Source organism: Brotaphodocola sp. (assembly GCF_050873065.1).
Lineage (GTDB): Bacteria > Bacillota > Clostridia > Lachnospirales > Lachnospiraceae > Brotaphodocola.
In genome coordinates this window covers 29293-46048 of the sequence record NZ_JBNMIC010000024.1, presented here as the reverse complement: position 1 = coordinate 46048, position 16756 = coordinate 29293, and the positions used below count along the sequence as shown (strand labels likewise).

Below are 16756 nucleotides of genomic sequence, written 5' to 3'. Positions count from 1 at the left end.
ATATGATATTGTAATAAGTATTTGTGTCTGTTTTTAGATTTCCATGTTCCCATGATATAAGCATACAATAATATCTAACTTTTGGCTACCTTAACCCACCGTCTAAAGTCAGTGGGATTGCGGTAGCCTCATTTCAAAGTTAATTATCAGTATAATAATAGCAGACGAAGCGTGAATATCAACTTTTTTCTCCAAAATTTTAACAAAAAATTTTAAAAAGTTGAAATCACGCTTCGTCTCCCGTTTTTCTTTATAATCTTTCTTTAATAAATCTTATTATTTATTTTTTCAGACATTTGCATGCCAAAATCAAAGCAGTGCTTTCACACTCTGCACCCATTTCTCAATCTTCTGCTTCGGAGTCTCAAGTTTGTCTCCGCCATTTGAGTCAAACTGCACCTGAAGCTCACAACTCACCTCTGCGCCCGGACATGCCGCTTTCATGTCACGGATCACATGACCCGGCCAGCCTCCGTTTGTCATGAACGGCACAACGACTTTACCCTTCCAGTCCTGACTGTGCAGAAACGTCAGAACCGCCGGAGCCATCGTATACCACCAGGTCGGCGTTCCCACCGCAATCACATCGTAATCCGCAGGATTTTTCTCGAGAGGTTTCAGCTCCGGCTCGTAACCGCGGTTGACCTCCTCCTGACCCTGACGCACAACATCGTTGTAACTGCCTGAATACGGAACCGCGGTGTCAATCTTTAAGAGATCTCCGCCGGTGACGCTCTGAAGCTCCTTTGCAATCCGCTCCGTATTTCCGTTTGACCATGAATAGTAGACAATCAGCATCTTTTTCATTTTAATCGCCCTCTCTTATCATTTTTACTTATTTTCTTAACCTTTTTATACTTATTGTTCTTGTGCCTGTTTCGTTTGCTTTCTTATACCATATCACTTGAAGTTTACTTTAAGTCAAGAACTTTTTGAATGGGCGAATGAATGAATCATCAAATTTCTTCAATGTCAGGTCAACTAATTCCTCAAACAGGCAATCTCATACGACTTTTATTGATTTTTTATCGATTCTCCATCGCATGAACCAGCTCCACCATGAGTTCATGAATCGGCACAGGCACCTGATGCGCATGACCAGCTCTGACAACTGCTCCGCTGATCACATCAACCTCAGTCTTTCGTCCGGCTTTCAGATCCGCATAAATGCTTGTAAGTCCATCCGGTGCATTCTGCAAATGCTTTTTAATGCGCGCAATCTGAGCCTCCGCATCAAACGGATAGCCGTCTGCGGTTGCCGTCGCACAGAGTTCGCGGATCAGTTTCTGCGCGATGCTCCATGCGTAATCATCTTTCTCCACATATCCCTGCGGAACCTGCAAAACGCCGGAGAGCACGCTCGAGGACGCATTGATCATCAGCTTGTCCCAGATCATGCCCTGAACCTGATCACAGACCTCACACGGGAATCCACACTCGGCAAAGGTCCCGGCGATCGCCTCAAAACGGCTGCTGTCGCCGTTTACAGCGCCAAGAAACGTCTTTCCGCCTCCGCTGTGGCAGATCGAAGTCTCACTGAGCTTGAAACTTCCCTGCTGGGTCGTCCCGATCACAAGCTGGTCTGCCGGAGCGAAACGGCTCATCACAGCTTCATGACCCATTCCATTTTGCAGAGTCATCAGAATCGTGCGCTCGCCGATAATTCCCTGATTCTTCGAGAGCGCGCTCTCAGAAGCACTCGCCTTGACCTGAAGAATCACCAAATCCACCGGCTCCATATCAGAAGAATCTGCCGTCGCATGCGGATAAAACGTTTTCTCCGTGCCATCTGTCTCGCGAATCATCACACCCTGCTTCTCAATCGTCGCCATCTTCTCAGGATTTGTTCCGATCAACGTCACCTCATTTTTCTGGGACAGGTATCCTCCAAACAGAAGTCCCATCGCCCCCGGTCCGATCACTGCTATTCTCATACGTTCGTTTCTCCTTCACACATATTTTCGTTTTGCAGCTATTCCATTTGTTTCTCAATCACATATAAACAGAACTCTGTGATAAATAAAGCAACTGCACACTCATCTTATTTTTATTATATTAGAATCCTCTCCAAAAACCAAGCAGAACCCTATCCGTTTCATAAACCTTTTCATATAAATTACTATTATCCTTTTAAGTCTGATTTGCGTGTTACCTGTGTGCTATCTGTGTGCTACTGCTCAAAATCCCCCACATTTTTAAGAAATTTAGAAACGTCTGCCACCGGGCGCAGACGCAAAAAAAGACCCGGAAAACTTTCGTTTTCCGAGCCTTTTGTAATATTCCAAATAGGAACGCCCTGAAATAAGCAATTATCTCTTGGAGAACTGCGGAGCGCGACGTGCAGCCTTTAAGCCGTACTTCTTTCTCTCCTTCATTCTCGGGTCTCTGGTAAGGAATCCAGCCTTCTTCAGAACCGGACGATACTCAGCGTCTGCCTGAAGCAGTGCTCTGGAGATACCGTGACGGATTGCGCCAGCCTGGCCAGAAAAACCACCACCACGAACGTTAACCAGAACGTCGAACTTGTCGCTGGTCTCAGTTGCTACGAGCGGCTGACGAACAACCAGCTTCAGGGTCTCAAGACCTAAATACTGATCGATGTCTCTCTTGTTGATGGTAATCTTACCGGTTCCCGGTACAAGATATACTCTTGCGATAGATTTCTTTCTTCTTCCTGTTCCGTAATATTTGTTTGCCATGATAACTTCCTCCTTTCAGTACCTTTGATTAAAATTCCAGAACTTCCGGCTTCTGTGCTGCCTGCTCGTGATCCGGGCCTGCATATACATGAAGTTTGGTAATCATGCTTCTTCCCAAAGGTCCCTTCGGAAGCATTCCCTTAACTGCCAGCTCGATTACGCGCTCCGGCTTCTTAGCCATCATCTCGCGCAGGGTAGCCTCTTTCATGCCACCAACATAATCGGAATGGCTGTAATAAACCTTCTGATCCAGCTTCTTGCCGGTTACTTTCACTTTGTCTGCATTTACAACTACTACGTAGTCACCGCAATCGATGTGCGGGGTGTAGATCGGCTTATTCTTACCTCTTAATACTTTTGCTACTTCTGAAGCCAAACGTCCTAATGTATATCCGGTAGCATCTACTACATACCATTTTCTCTCAACTGTAGCTGGACTAGCCATAAAACTCTTCATTGGTTAACCTCCTGTTAAACATAAAAGATCTAAATTAAAACAAAACATATATTGTAAAATGCCTATTCCGGGGCTTGGCTTCAGCATTTCTACCTAACGTCACAGTTAAACATTATATTATACGAATCCCTTTGTGTCAAGCATTTTTTCCTGTTTTTACGTGCTTGATTGAGATTCCGGTGAAGCCGTAAAAAATGCTGAAAAACGGTGTCAGATACAGCAGGAACAGATATGGGAAAAATGCGGACCATGCCACACCGAGCGTACCTGCCATGTATACGCAGTATCCGTGCCACGGAATCATCGGGCCTGCCAGAGTACCGGAATCCTCGAGGCTTCTCGACAGAATCTCCGGCGCAATTCCTCTCTCCTTGAAGATCGGTGCCATCAGGCGTCCGGTCAGCACGTGAGCCATCGGCTGGGAACAGCTGATCAGGCTCGTCACATAGCCGACGAGAAGCGTTGCGGTGATCAGGGTTCCATCATTGTGGATGCGGTCGGTGATGACTTTCAGGATATTTCCGAGAACACCGAGTTTCTCCAACATTCCGCCCATTCCGACTGCAAAGCTGATGATTGCGACATACTGCATCATGCTGTTCATTCCGCCGCGGTTTAAGATTGCCTTTAAAACTGCATCCTCAATTCCGGTTGTGTAGCCGTTGTAAGCGACACGGATGATGCTCTGGAGCGTATTTCCCTGCCAGAAAAAGGACACCAGACCGGCTGCAAACGCTGAAAGACCGAGCGCGACAATCGAATTCACCTTGCATAAGAGCAGCACAATGATCACGGCTGCCGGGATCAGAGTCACAATGCCGAGGTGGAACTCTCCCTCGAGCGCCTGAATATAAGTTCCGAGATCTCCCATCTCATATCCGCCGGAAGTCTGGCTGATTCCGAGAATCGTGAACAGCACAAGGCTGATCACAAACGTCGGCAGCGTTGTCCACATCATTGCGCGCACATGGTCGCTGAGCTTTGCCCCTGCAACTGCCGGAGCAAGGTTTGTCGTATCGGACAGCGGGCTTAACTTATCACCAAACATCGCACCGCAGATAACGGCACCGGCTACCATTCCCGGGTTGAGTCCCATCGCATTTCCGATTGCCATCATCGCCACACCGGCACTTCCCGCAGAGCCGTAAGACGTTCCGGTCACAAGACTCAAGACCGCACAGAAAATCAACGTCAGCGGCAGAAGCCATGTCGGATTGATCATCTTTAAACCGCCGACAATAATCATTGCGATCGTGCCGCTCTGAAGCCAGGTTCCGATCATCACACCGATCGCCATCAGCAGACACAATGTAGGTACAACAACACGGATCGCATCGTAAGCACCTCCGACAACCTCATCATAGTTGATCTTCAGTACCTTACAGAACACATACACGATGATCCAGCTCGTAAAAAGACCGATCATCGGTCCGCCCGTCTTCAGACGGATACAGACGGCAACTGCGCACACAATGAGAATCAGCAGCAGCACTGACTGAAACCCATTGAGGCTTTTTTCATTTGTTTTTTCATTCATCCTATCACATTCCCTCCATTCTTTCCCGTTTAACTTTGCCCCGGTAGTACTATTCTTTTGCGTCCACAGCACAATACCATGCCGGGAACGAATCCACACGCCGCTCCGCCATACAGGAGATCTCCATCATTGCCATATTTTCCTCATCGCTCAGCAGCGACATCGCCTCTCCCATCTGTTCAGGTTCCAGCGCGTGAATTCTGTAATAACCATACTGATCGCCCTCACACAGGCGATCTTTCTCCAGATCAATCAGCAGGACTTTCTTTGCTCCATTCTGGAATGCATGGTGAATATTTCGGCGAAGCAGGCGCTCCCACTCCTCATCGAGACATCGCTCCACAAGAAAATATGCCAGCTTCTCCTCCTTGATATGAGACTGTAAAATATCGTAATTCCACTGCAGATTTTCACTGTAATGCCACTGTGGAAGTTCTTTTTCATACTCCATGCTCACGAGCGTCAGCCCCCTCGCCGCCGCAGTCTGTCCTGCCTCGCGGCGGTCTCTCGCCTCAAGAATCGCCGCCACATGTTCCGGCGGATAGACTCCCATTCCGACTTTCATCAGCGTTCCCGCGATGATTCGCACCATATTATAGAGGAAACCACTTCCGCTGATCCGGATTGTGATCATATCGTCCTGCTTTGTGACATTCAGCGAATAAATCGTCCGGATCGTCTCCTCCGCCTGCGTCCGCGTTGTACAGAAGCTCTTGAAGTCATGCTCTCCGATCAGATAATTGGCCGCCTCCTGCATTCTCTCCACGTCGAGTGGAAAATAACAGAAATGTGCGTACAGCCTCTCAAGCGGCATTGCGATCTTTCTGTTCAAAATCTTGTATTCATAAGTCTTCGTGCAATTTGCCTTGCGCGGATGCCAGTCTGCCGGTACTTCCTCCGAGGACTGGATCCGGATATCATCCGGAAGTCTCGCATTCAGGGCAAAGCAGATCTTATCCGCTGCCATGCGATTTTCCGTGTCAAACACAGCGACATTTCCTCTCGCGTGAACGCCGGAATCCGTCCGGCTCGCCCCAATCACCGTGATCGGCTCCCTCAAAAGATCCGAGAGCGCGCGATTTAAGATCTCCTCAATCGTGACTCCGTTTGGCTGAAGCTGCCATCCCCGGTAGTTGGTGCCGTCATACGCCACCACAAGTTTGATTCGTTTCATTCTATCTTTTCTCTTCTATCCTTTCTCTTCCCAATCCATAATAATAGGACAAACGCCCAGAACTCAGACTGTCGTCTTCCCTGACAACCGAATTCCAGGCGCATGCCTTTCTTTCTATATTTTTATAATTCTATGTTCCTTTCCTTATCTCTACTTTCTAAGAAGAATCACGATTGCAAGATAGACCACATACGTCAGATAGCCAAGTCTGTCTCTCTTCTCATACTTGAGAGGTTTCATCTTCGTTCTGCCCTCTCCTCCGTGATAGCAGCGCGCCTCCATCGCCATTGCAAGGTCCGTCGCACGGCGGAATGCAGAGATGAACAGCGGCACGAGAAGCGGAACCATGCTCTTTGCTTTCTGGATCAGATTTCCTGTCTCAAAATCTGCTCCGCGCGCCATCTGCGCCTTCATGATCTTATCCGTCTCCTCCACAAGAATCGGGATGAAACGAAGCGCAATCGACATCATCATCGAAATCTCATGAACCGGAACCCCCACCTTGTTCAGAAAGCCAAGGCTTCGCTCAAGTCCATCCGTCAGCTCATTCGGCGTTGTCGTCAGCGTCATGATTGAGGAACCAAGCACGAGGTAAATCAGGCGAAGCGCCATAAATCCAGCCGTCCGCAGACCTTCCCAGGTCAGTTTCAGAAATCCGATCTGAAAAATCGGTTCTCCGGGTGTCAGAAACATATTGAAACTGACACTGATGAGGAGCAGAAAGACCACAGCCTTCAGTCCTCTCACGATGAATTTAAACGGCACTTTCGATGTCCGGACTGCCAGAATCAGAAAGATGGTCGCCGCGCCGTAAGCGGCAAGGTTATTTGCAAGGAACAGGGAGATGATAAATATCATTGTTCCAAACAGTTTCGTTCGTGGATCCATCCGGTGAATCACCGAATCTACCGGATAATACTGACCTAATGTAATATCTCTTATCATTCCGCTCTATCCTTACCCTTCTCCTGCTTCTCTTCTGTCTTTCCGAGCAGTGCAAGAATTGCATCTCTCGCCTCCTCCACGGTGATGAGATCCGAATTGATCGGAACACCGTGATCCTTAAGCTCGTGAACGATGTAAGTGATCTGGGGTGCCGCCAAACCGATCTTCTCGAGTTCCCGATAATGATGGAAGACTTCTCTCGGCGGTCCGTCAAAGACCTTCTCGCCGTGATTCATCACCATGATCCGGTCTGCATAGCGGGCAATGTCCTCCATGCTGTGAGAGACGAGAATGATCGTCATGTGCCTGTCACGATGAAGCGCCTCAAGCTCATCGAGAATCTCATCCCTGCCTTTCGGATCAAGTCCCGCTGTCGGCTCATCAAGGATCAGAACCTCCGGCTGCATCGCAAGCACTCCGGCAATCGCGACACGGCGCTTCTGTCCGCCGGAAAGCTCAAACGGAGACTGCTCCCAGAACTTCTCATCGAGTCCGACCTGGCGGAGCGCATCCTTTGCTCGCTCCTCGATCTCCTCTTTCGAGAGTCCCTGATTCTTCGGGCCAAAGCAGACGTCCGAGAATACATCGACCTCGAACAGCTGATGCTCCGGATACTGAAAGACAAGACCAACCTTGCTGCGGAGGGCTCTCATATCGTAACCCTCACTGTAAATATTTTCTCCGTTGTAGTAAATCGCTCCGCTGCTCGCCTTCAAAAGTCCGTTTAAATGCTGGATCAGCGTGGATTTTCCGGAACCGGTGTGACCGATCAGTCCGACAAACTCTCCGTCCTGAATCTCAAAGTTCACATCACGCAGGGCATACTGCTCGTAGACTGTGCCCTCTCCATAAATATGATTCAAATGTTCTGCTCGGATTGACATTTATTTTTCTCCTTCCAGCTTCACCTGATCCGGAAAGCGTTTTTTCATCAGTGGAAGAAGTGCCTTCATAAATTCTTCCCGGCTGAGAATTCCATCCGGAAGATCAACCCCAGCCTTCTTTAACTCCCACGCAAGTTCTGTGACCTGCGGAACATCCAGACGGTAGGACTTGAGTTCCTGCACATGAGAAAAGATCTCCCTCGGAGTTCCATCCATCACAAGTTTTCCGTCATCCATCACGATCACGCGGTCGGCATCGATGACTTCCTCCATGTAGTGCGTAATCAGAAGAATCGTGATGTTCTCCTTCCTGTTCAGCTCATGGAGCGTCGCAATGACCTCTTTTCTTCCGTTCGGGTCAAGCATTGCCGTCGGCTCATCGAGGATGATGCACTGAGGTTTCATCGCCATGACTCCGGCAATCGCCACGCGCTGTTTCTGGCCTCCGGAGAGCTTGTTCGGAGACTTTAAGCGATACGCCGTCATTCCGACTGCCTCGAGACTCTCGTCAACCCTCTTCCAGATCTCATCCGTCGGAACGCCGAGATTCTCCGGTCCGAATCCGACATCCTCCTCCACGATATTTCCGATGATCTGGTTATCCGGATTCTGGAATACCATTCCCGCAGTCTTTCGAATATCCCAGATATGACTCTCATCTGTCGTATTCATGTCAGATACCCACACAGTTCCCTCACTTGGAAGAAGGATTCCGTTGATCTGCTTTGCAAATGTGGATTTTCCGGAACCGTTATGTCCCAGAACCGCCACAAAATCTCCTTTTTTGATATCCACAGTCAGCTGATCGATGGCACGGTTGACTTCTTCCACGTGCTCATCTTCATCTCTCCGGATGTATTCATATATCAATTTGGAAGCTCGGATGATGCCCATAGTAAAGCCTTCCTTTCCACTTTATCCATATTCGTTCATTACCGTCCACGCATTGCACTGCACAGACTGCAACATTCCTCTATTCGGCTCTATTGTTATTGTCAACCTTATCGGCTCTGACACTTTACATTTACATTCGTTTCTCAATTTTATGTCATATCCCGTCTGCCGTCAAGTGCTTTTCCACAAACACTCTGACCAGAATTATCCCCGCAATTTTTCTTCCTTTTCCCTGCGGTCAAGCTCCTTAAAAATCCCGCTCATAACGATCACTGAGAGGATCAGGGTAAAGAGATCCGCAATCGGCTGGGCCGCCTGAATTCCGAGAAGTCCCAGGAAATGCGTTCCAATCAGAAGCACCGGTATCAGGAAAAGTCCCTGTCTCGCAATCGCAAGAATCGTGGCACGCACGCCAAATCCAATCGACTGTGACATCATATTGCTCATTGTCAGAAAGCCATTCATCCACATCGTCAGAATCTGAAGGCGAAGAGCCAGTGTTCCGATTGCGATGACTTCCGGGTCATTTCGTCTGAACATCATAATCACCGGCTTTGACACAAAAAATCCGCCGATGCAGATCACGAGCAGAACCCCCGTTGTAAGTTTTACACAGAACCAGAATGCCTCCTTCACACGGCGGTATTTTCCGGCTCCAAACGAGAACGCGCACAGCGGCTGGAATCCCTGACCGAAACCGATGACAGCGGAGTTGACGAGAAAGACAAGGCGGTTCACAATCGCCATCGCCGCAATCGAGGCATCCCCGAACGGATGCGCCGTCGTGTTCAGAATGACGGTTGCAAGGCTTGCCATTCCCTGACGGGACAGGGAGGGCATTCCTCCGTTGATCACCTCTCCGTACAGGTGAAGGGACGGGCGGAAATTCCTGAAGCGGATCGGAATACACCCTTTGCCGCGATTGCACTGATAGAGCAGAATGCAGAAACTCACAATCTGTGAAAATCCGGTTGCGAGTGCTGCTCCGGAAGTCCCGAGTCCAAATCCGAAGATAAAGATCGGGTCGAGAATCATGTTGAGAATTCCGCCTGTCGTGATTCCGACCATCGCAAGTGCCGCAAGTCCCTGAAGACGCAGAAGATTATTCATGATAAAGGAACACATCATAAACGGAGTCGCAAGAAAAATGTAACGCGCATACTCCACGGCATACGGCTTGATCGTCTCCGTGGAACCGAGAAGCATGACGATCTCATCAATGCGGAACAGGCAGAAAATGCCGAGCAGCGTTCCAATGATCAGACCAGTGAAAAATGCCGTTGAGACTGTGATCTCGCCCTCTCTCTGCTTTCCGGCTCCGAGGCAACGCGCCATATAGTTTCCGCTTCCCATTCCGATTGTAAAGGCAATCGCCTGAATAATTGCCATCGCCGAAAAAATAATTCCGACGGCGCCGGAAGCACTCGTTCCGAGCTGGCTCACAAAAAAAGTATCTGCCATATTGTAAATGGCACTGATCATCATGCTGATGATCGTCGGCGCAGCTAAGCGCGGAATCACTTTCCGAACGTCTCCCTCGATCAACATCTGCCGCCTGTTTTCCTGATGTTGTCTCTCCTCGTCCGCAACCACCATGTCACTTTCCTCCATATTCTGTTCTCTCGCGATCGATTTGAAGTTCATTCCATTCGAAGACATCTCAGAATAAATTTCACTCGAATCTTGTTCAAATCCATATTACACACGCTTGAGAACTTTCACGATCTCTCCCATGTACATGGTGTGGTAATCCTTATCCGGATACCATTTCTCATCATTCTCTTTCTCATCAAAGCACTCCGGCTTCATCTCCTGATGATACTGTTTCTTGCAGACAAAGATCAGATCAGCCTCCTCAACAGCCGTCGTTCCATCCACATAATACGGATGAAGACCTGCTGCTTCCCACTTGTCTTTATCGCGTCCGGACACACTTCCGCACACGCTCAGTGCCTTCCGGTACTCCTCCGGCAGAAATGAGAGCGTAAAATATTCATTTGCATCCACAAACTCTTTCGTGTAGCGCTGAGGACGAATATAAGCCGTTGCGATATTCTTTCCCCACATAATTCCGAGGCCGCCCCAGCTCGCCGTCATTGTGTTGCTCTTTTTCTCATCCCCTGCAGTGATCAGCATCCACTCTTTCTGAATCTTATTGAACGGATTAAACTCCAGACTGTCGATTGAAATCTCCTGAAATCCCATGATAAATCCTCCTTTGTTTTGATATCTGATTTGTCTTGATATCTGACTTCATGCATCTGTTTTCCATGCACGCCGAATCATTTTCGTTCAAGTCGACGCCAGCAAAATACTGTCGCATGATTCCGGTCAGCTCTGCTGACATCTTCTCCCCGGAATCACTGCACATCCGCCTTGCTGCGTCCCGTGACTTCTAATATTATATAGCAGACTTGGACTTTTGGCAATGAGACACAAAAATACGGCTGTACAAGGTTTTATTTTCCCTGAACAGCCGTATTTCATTGCTACATATATATTGTTTTATAAATTACTTGATAAATTGTTTTATAAATTGCCTGCCCTGTTGATCCGCATATCAATCCGCAAAAGAAGCGTCGCCGCTTATTCCTGCTCCTCGATCAGATTTGTCATGCTCTTCAAGCTGATTGCAAGGGTGGAGGTGTTGTGCAGAAGCGCCGAGGTTGTCGGAGCCAGGATTCCGCCCACACCCAGTAAGATCAGTCCGAGGTTGAAGCTGATGACAAAGCGGTAATTCGCATGAATTCGCTTCATCAGTGCATTGCTCAGCTGTTTGAGAATTACAAGCTGTGCAAGATCATCCTCTGAAACGGTGACATCTGCAATCTCACGCGCAATCTCTGCGCCCTCGCTGATTGCAACGCCGACGTCTGCGGCAGACAATGCCGGGGAATCGTTGATTCCGTCACCGACCATGATTACCTTGTGACCATTCTTCTTTGCCTCTTCCACATAGCGTGCCTTATCTTCCGGAAGAACCTCGGAATAATACTCATCCACACCGACTCTGCGCGCAATCGCACGCGCTGTCCGCTCGCTGTCGCCCGTCATCATGACAAGCTTCTTGATTCCTGCTTCGCGCAGCTGGCGCAGAACCTCTGCTGCCTCCGGGCGAAGCGGATCCTCGATGCAGATTACAGCTACAAGTTCTCCGCCGATTGCCATGTACAGGTGGGAATACTCCTCCGGAAGCGCATCGAATTTGGCCTGACCATTCTCCGGGATCACGCACTTTTCATCCTCAAATACGAAGTGATGGCTTCCGATTACGACGCGCTCGCCATTGATCTGGCTTGCAATTCCGTGTGCCACAATATACTCCACTTTCGTGTGCATCTCATCGTGGACAAGATGTCTTCTCAGCGATTCCTGAACAACGGCATTTGCCATTGAGTGCGGGAAATGCTCCTCCAGACAGGCGGCGATTCTGAGCATCTCATTCTTGTCTCTGTCACCGAAGGTCACAATGTCCACAACCACCGGTTTTGCCTTTGTCAGTGTACCGGTCTTGTCAAAGACGATCGTGTCCGCATCTGCAACTGCCTCCATGAACTTTCCGCCCTTTACCGTGATATGATGACCATTTGCCTCACGAATTGCAGACAGGACAGCGAGCGGCATTGCAAGCTTCAGAGCGCAGGAGAAATCTACCATAAGAATCGACAGTGCCTTCGTCGCATTGCGGGTCAGAAGGTACGTCAGTGCCGTACCGCCAAGACTCCACGGAACAAGCGCATCTGCAAGATTCTCTGCCTTGCCCTCCACGGAAGATTTGAGCTTCTCGGACTCCTCAATCATCGTGACGATTCTCTCAAAGCGGGTGGAACCTGCTGCCTTCTTGACGCAGATTGTGATCTCGCCCTCCTCCAGAGCAGTTCCTGCATAGACATAGGAGCCCTTTTCCTTCTTGACCGGAACGGACTCACCCGTCATCGATGCCTGATTTACCATCGCCTCGCCCTCAACAACGATACCGTCAAGCGGGATCATCGTTCCGACATGGACGAGAACCTCATCACCTTCCTTGACCTGAGAAATCGGAACAAGGACTTCTGTGCCGTCTGCCTTCAGCCATACCTTGCTGACATTTAAAGACATGCTGCGCGCCAGATCGCCGACGGACTTCTTGTGTGTCCACTCCTCAAGCAGTTCTCCAATGCCGAGAAGGAACATGACAGAACCGGCGGTGTTGAAATCTCTTCTCAAGATCGAAACGGTAATTGCCGTCGCATCCAGAACTTCAACCTCCAGTTTGCGCTTCCACAGGCACTTGATTCCCTTGATGATGTAGTGAACTGCCTTGATTCCCGTGTAAACTGCGCGGACCGGTGCCGGAAGAACCGTCTGGGTCACAATTCGCGTGCAGACTCTCTGAATCAGTTTTTCTTTATATTCTGCATTCAGCTCTCTTCCGCTGTTCTTCGGAACAATCTCCTCAAGCTGGCTGTCCTGATAGCTGAATTTCTGGATTCCCTCCAGAACATTCTTTCTTTCTCCGCTGTAATGGATCACAGCGTCCGCCGTCCGCTCATATACCTTTACCAGAGTGACACCCGGCAGATTTTCCAGATAGTATGCCAGAATGTCTGCCTCCCGCATTGTCATATTTTTCTGCCACATATGCACACGGATTCGTCCGGCAAGCTCATGTTTTACTGCAAATTTCATGTTCTCTCTTTCTCCTTTTGCACAAAAGAGGGGGCAGTGTGCGCCCCTTGTGCGACAGCCCCCTCTTTTTCCGTCTGATTGCAGGCAATTGCCTGACTGCCGTGATTACTCTTCCTCTGCAGTCTCCTCAGCAGCAGCCTCTGCCTCTTCGCTCTCGTCCTCGAATACGACATTCTCTGCCTCTGCACGCTGACGGTTGATCTCCTTAGCCTCTGCCAGGATATCCTCAGCATTCTCCTGGATGTTGGTAGCGGTGTTCATCACACAATCCTTTGCACGCAGACCTGCTGCCAGACAGTTGATGTAGCACTTCTTTGCATCGCTGCTTCCCAGAACCTTCATACCTGCTGTTCCGAACAGAACGCCGCCTGCAAATAAACCAATCTTCTTTACGCAATCTACACTAATCTTCATGATAAATTCCTCCTTCTTTGTATAAACAATTTATTTTTCATTTTTCGGGGTTCGGTCCTCTTATCGCTTTATCTGTGCTTATATCCAGTGTAAACTGTCATCGCCAGACAAAACATCATTGCCCAGGCCCAGAATCTGTGTTGTTTCATTCCATTCACACCTCTCTTCTTTCGCCCAAAACGGCAGCAATTTTCGGTCTGTCCGAACCGTTATCCAGATGTTATCACCTGAATTTGCTGTTAGTCAAGCCCAACTTTTCTCAATAAGGAAATGTTGTTTTGTGCTAACTCGCTAAATTTCTTTATTTTTCCTATATTTTCAGACTTTTATATTTTTGTTTTTCTTTACACTCCCCGCCATTTTGTACTATAATGTTTCCGTCAACTCCCCCTCCCTGAAAGGCTGTAGGGAGGTTGCCCAAAACAAACGAAAGAATGGATTCATTCACATTATAAACGAATTCATTATTTATTTAAAACATTTTACTCACAACATCTAAATTTAAAAAAGGAGATTGCACTTATGGCAACAGTCATTCTGAAAAAAGGCGAAGGCCGGACCATCAAAGCCGGCGGAGCCTGGATTTACGACAATGAAATCAATGAGATCAAAGGCGACTACGAGAACGGTGATCTCGTCCATGTAGAGGATTTCGACGGATATCCGATGGGACAGGGCTTCATCAACACAAAATCTAAAATTACCGTCCGCATGATGACGCGGCGCAAGGATACCGTCATCGATGACGCCTTCCTCGAGATGCGCGTGCGCAATGCGTGGGAGTACCGCAAATCCACGGTTGACACTTCCAGCTGCCGTCTGATTTTCGGTGAGGCAGATTTCCTTCCGGGACTTGTCGTCGACAAATTTTCCGATGTTCTCGTCGTCGAGTCTCTCGCACTCGGCATCGACCGTCTGAAACTGACAATCCTCGATCTTCTGAAAAAGGTCCTTGCGGAAGACGGCATCACAATCCGCGGCATCTACGAGCGCAGCGATGCCAAAGTCCGTCTTCAGGAGGGCATGGAGCGCTTCAAGGGATTTATCGGTGAACCATTTGATACAAAGGTAGAGATTATCGAGAACGACGTTCACTACATGGTCGATGTGCAGGATGGACAGAAGACCGGTTTCTTCCTCGATCAGAAGTACAACCGCCTTGCCATTCAGCGTCTCTGCCCGGGAAAGAAAGTACTCGACTGCTTCACCCACACGGGTTCCTTTGCTCTGAATGCCGGCATCGCCGGAGCTTCCTCTGTCCTCGGTGTGGATGCCTCCGAACTCGGTGTCGCACAGGCTGAGGAAAACGCCGCTTTAAACGGTCTTAGCGACCGCGTAAAATTCACTTGTGCCGATGTCTTTGATCTCCTTCCTCAGTTAGAGGCACAGGGCGAGCAGTACGACGTTGTCATCCTCGATCCGCCTGCATTCACAAAATCCCGCAACTCGATCAAGAACGCTGTCAAGGGTTACCGCGAGATCAATCTGCGCGGAATGAAGCTCGTGAAAGATGGCGGATATCTTGCCACCTGTTCCTGCTCTCATTTCATGGATCCGGAACTTTTTGCAAAGACAATCCGTGAGGCAGCTGCCGGCGTCCACAAGCGCCTTCGCCAGGTCGAGTACCGCACCCAGGCCGCAGATCATCCGATCCTGTGGGAGAAAGACCAGTCTTCTTATTACCTGAAATTCTATATTTTCCAGGTATGCGATGAGAAATAAAAAAGCAGGGACATCACACATTCTGTGGTGTCCCCATTTTTTCAGTAATGTCTATTTTCTGTGCCTGCAGATTCTCTTACTGCAAAATTCCTTATTACCAGAATTCATATCCGCTTTTTTTAGCGGAATTCAGAATATAAGTGTCCTGCCTGAAGGCTCTTTCCTCTTGCGGCTGCCATCTCACTGACTGTCACCATCTGGAATCCTTTGCGCGCAAGCTCCGGCACAATCCGCTCCACTGCATCCGCCGTAGAAGTGTAGAGCTCATGCATCAGAACAACATCTCCATCTTTCACATGGTTCAAAACTGCTGCCGTCGTCTTATCTGCATTTCTCGTCTTCCAGTCAAGTGTATCCACATTCCACTGAATCATCGGCATGTGCGTGTTTGCGACAACAGTTGCATTGTGATTTCCACCCGGAAGGCGAAGAAGCGTCGGGCGGACTCCGCATGCAGCCTCAATCGCATCATTTCCTCTGCTGACTTCTGCCTGAATCTGAGCTGCGCCAAGTTTCTGAAGATACTTGTGGTCCATCGTATGGTTTGCAACCTCATGTCCCTCTGCAACCATTCTCTGAACTTCCGTCTTGTAAGATCCCACACGGCTTCCCACCATAAAGAACGTTGCCTTTCCGCCATACTGCGCCAGACAATCCATAATCCGGTTTCCGACAGACGGCTGAGGACCATCATCAAAAGTCAGTGCAACCATCGGCTTTGACGGGTCAATCTGACGTCCTGTACTCGTCTGGGTCTGCGTTTCTTCCGTTGCAGAAGCTGCCGCATCCTCCGCGGCCTGATTCTCCGCAGCCGATGCCTCACTCACTGCCTCATTTTCCTGTGTAGCTTCACTCTGTGTTTCATTATTCTGCGCTTTGTTTTCTGCCGTCTCATTGTCCTGTCCGGACTCCGATTCTGTGTTTTCTCCCATCGTGATCACGCGGGATGCTGTCTGATCCTGCGGTGCCGATCCAACACTTGTCTGCTCACTCACCGAAGCAGTATTTTCAGAATTTCCCGGTGCATTTCCGAGACCAACCTCTCCCTGAGCCTCACCGGACTCTCCCACTGTAATTCCCTGTCCGGCCGTGATCACGGCGGAAGCAGCCCAGACCGGCTGGACAGCAAACATTGCGCACACTGCTGTCGCCAGCACTCTCATCTTCCATTTTTTCATAAACATAAACTCCTCCTGAATTTTAATTATGATTGACCCCCATCCGTTCCTCTAAGCATACCACAAACCCCTGAAAAATCCTAGAGTACAGATAGAATTTCACCCCTACTAACAGCGCCCCCAAAAAGCAAAAGAAGCAGACGCCATTCAGATTTCTCTGAATCACTTCTGCTTCTCTCTC

At 49.0% G+C, this 16756-nt stretch carries 14 protein-coding genes and 1 pseudogene; 1 reads left to right on the top strand and 14 read right to left on the bottom strand.

What is annotated here, in order from left to right:
* Positions 1-309 precede the first annotated feature (309 nt).
* The 13 genes and pseudogenes from ACR0QE_RS08030 to ACR0QE_RS07970 form a co-directional block, all read right to left on the bottom strand.
* Positions 310-807, bottom strand: a complete 498-nt coding sequence (locus tag ACR0QE_RS08030) for a flavodoxin (RefSeq protein WP_432627849.1) — start codon at positions 805-807, stop codon at positions 310-312.
* Between the two features lie 218 nt (positions 808-1025).
* Positions 1026-1934: a ketopantoate reductase family protein gene (locus ACR0QE_RS08025; RefSeq protein WP_432627848.1), complete on the bottom strand. Its 909-nt coding sequence runs from the start codon at positions 1932-1934 to the stop codon at positions 1026-1028.
* 375 nt (positions 1935-2309) lie between these two features.
* Positions 2310-2702 carry a 30S ribosomal protein S9 gene (rpsI, locus tag ACR0QE_RS08020; RefSeq protein WP_308451972.1) on the bottom strand — a complete coding sequence of 131 codons (393 nt, stop codon included), beginning with the start codon at positions 2700-2702 and terminating at the stop codon, positions 2310-2312.
* Positions 2703-2727: 25 nt separating this feature from the next.
* Positions 2728-3156: a 50S ribosomal protein L13 gene (gene rplM / locus ACR0QE_RS08015; RefSeq protein WP_308451961.1), complete on the bottom strand. Its 429-nt coding sequence runs from the start codon at positions 3154-3156 to the stop codon at positions 2728-2730.
* Positions 3157-3292: 136 nt separating this feature from the next.
* Positions 3293-4693 (bottom strand): Na+/H+ antiporter NhaC, encoded by a 1401-nt coding sequence (gene nhaC / locus ACR0QE_RS08010; protein WP_432627847.1) that lies wholly within the window; start codon positions 4691-4693, stop codon positions 3293-3295.
* 439 nt (positions 4694-5132) lie between these two features.
* Positions 5133-5867, bottom strand: a pseudogene (gene truA / locus ACR0QE_RS08005) (tRNA pseudouridine(38-40) synthase TruA); the annotation flags it as partial.
* 150 nt (positions 5868-6017) lie between these two features.
* Positions 6018-6812, bottom strand: a complete 795-nt coding sequence (locus ACR0QE_RS08000) for an energy-coupling factor transporter transmembrane component T family protein (RefSeq protein WP_432627846.1) — start codon at positions 6810-6812, stop codon at positions 6018-6020.
* Positions 6809-7696, bottom strand: coding sequence for an energy-coupling factor transporter ATPase (locus ACR0QE_RS07995; RefSeq protein WP_432627845.1), 888 nt, complete (start codon positions 7694-7696; stop codon positions 6809-6811). Before ACR0QE_RS07995 ends, ACR0QE_RS08000 begins: the two co-directional genes overlap by 4 nt.
* Entirely contained in the window at positions 7697-8590 is an 894-nt protein-coding gene (locus ACR0QE_RS07990; RefSeq protein WP_432627844.1) for an energy-coupling factor transporter ATPase, read from the bottom strand.
* Between the two features lie 204 nt (positions 8591-8794).
* Positions 8795-10201 (bottom strand): MATE family efflux transporter, encoded by a 1407-nt coding sequence (locus ACR0QE_RS07985; RefSeq protein WP_432627843.1) that lies wholly within the window; start codon positions 10199-10201, stop codon positions 8795-8797.
* A gap of 87 nt (positions 10202-10288) precedes the next feature.
* Positions 10289-10795, bottom strand: coding sequence for a flavin reductase family protein (locus ACR0QE_RS07980; RefSeq protein WP_432627842.1), 507 nt, complete (start codon positions 10793-10795; stop codon positions 10289-10291).
* Positions 10796-11176: 381 nt separating this feature from the next.
* Positions 11177-13261, bottom strand: a complete 2085-nt coding sequence (locus ACR0QE_RS07975; RefSeq protein WP_432627841.1) for a heavy metal translocating P-type ATPase — start codon at positions 13259-13261, stop codon at positions 11177-11179.
* 105 nt (positions 13262-13366) lie between these two features.
* Positions 13367-13675 carry a DUF6110 family protein gene (locus ACR0QE_RS07970; protein ID WP_432627840.1) on the bottom strand — a complete coding sequence of 103 codons (309 nt, stop codon included), beginning with the start codon at positions 13673-13675 and terminating at the stop codon, positions 13367-13369.
* A gap of 522 nt (positions 13676-14197) precedes the next feature.
* Between ACR0QE_RS07970 and ACR0QE_RS07965 the strand changes: the two genes are divergently transcribed.
* Entirely contained in the window at positions 14198-15397 is a 1200-nt protein-coding gene (locus tag ACR0QE_RS07965; protein WP_432627839.1) for a class I SAM-dependent rRNA methyltransferase, read from the top strand.
* 119 nt (positions 15398-15516) lie between these two features.
* Here ACR0QE_RS07965 and ACR0QE_RS07960 read toward each other — a convergent pair whose 3' ends face one another.
* Positions 15517-16575, bottom strand: a complete 1059-nt coding sequence (locus ACR0QE_RS07960) for a polysaccharide deacetylase family protein (protein WP_432627838.1) — start codon at positions 16573-16575, stop codon at positions 15517-15519.
* Between the last annotated feature and the right edge of the window lie 181 nt (positions 16576-16756).

Excerpts from the sequence above, each read along its gene's own strand:
- ACR0QE_RS07965 (WP_432627839.1), top strand. The coding sequence starts at position 14,198 with ATGGCAACAGTCATTCTGAAAAAAGGCGAAGGCCGGACCATCAAAGCC.
- ACR0QE_RS07980 (WP_432627842.1), bottom strand. The coding sequence starts at position 10,795 with ATGGGATTTCAGGAGATTTCAATCGACAGTCTGGAGTTTAATCCGTTC.
- ACR0QE_RS07960 (WP_432627838.1), bottom strand. The coding sequence starts at position 16,575 with ATGAAAAAATGGAAGATGAGAGTGCTGGCGACAGCAGTGTGCGCAATG.
- ACR0QE_RS08000 (WP_432627846.1), bottom strand. The coding sequence starts at position 6,812 with ATGATAAGAGATATTACATTAGGTCAGTATTATCCGGTAGATTCGGTG.
- ACR0QE_RS08030 (WP_432627849.1), bottom strand. The coding sequence starts at position 807 with ATGAAAAAGATGCTGATTGTCTACTATTCATGGTCAAACGGAAATACG.
- ACR0QE_RS08025 (WP_432627848.1), bottom strand. The coding sequence starts at position 1,934 with ATGAGAATAGCAGTGATCGGACCGGGGGCGATGGGACTTCTGTTTGGA.
- ACR0QE_RS07975 (WP_432627841.1), bottom strand. The coding sequence starts at position 13,261 with ATGAAATTTGCAGTAAAACATGAGCTTGCCGGACGAATCCGTGTGCAT.
- ACR0QE_RS07985 (WP_432627843.1), bottom strand. The coding sequence starts at position 10,201 with ATGGAGGAAAGTGACATGGTGGTTGCGGACGAGGAGAGACAACATCAG.
- ACR0QE_RS07995 (WP_432627845.1), bottom strand. The coding sequence starts at position 7,696 with ATGTCAATCCGAGCAGAACATTTGAATCATATTTATGGAGAGGGCACA.
- rplM (WP_308451961.1), bottom strand. The coding sequence starts at position 3,156 with ATGAAGAGTTTTATGGCTAGTCCAGCTACAGTTGAGAGAAAATGGTAT.
- ACR0QE_RS07990 (WP_432627844.1), bottom strand. The coding sequence starts at position 8,590 with ATGGGCATCATCCGAGCTTCCAAATTGATATATGAATACATCCGGAGA.
- nhaC (WP_432627847.1), bottom strand. The coding sequence starts at position 4,693 with ATGAATGAAAAAACAAATGAAAAAAGCCTCAATGGGTTTCAGTCAGTG.
- ACR0QE_RS07970 (WP_432627840.1), bottom strand. The coding sequence starts at position 13,675 with ATGAAGATTAGTGTAGATTGCGTAAAGAAGATTGGTTTATTTGCAGGC.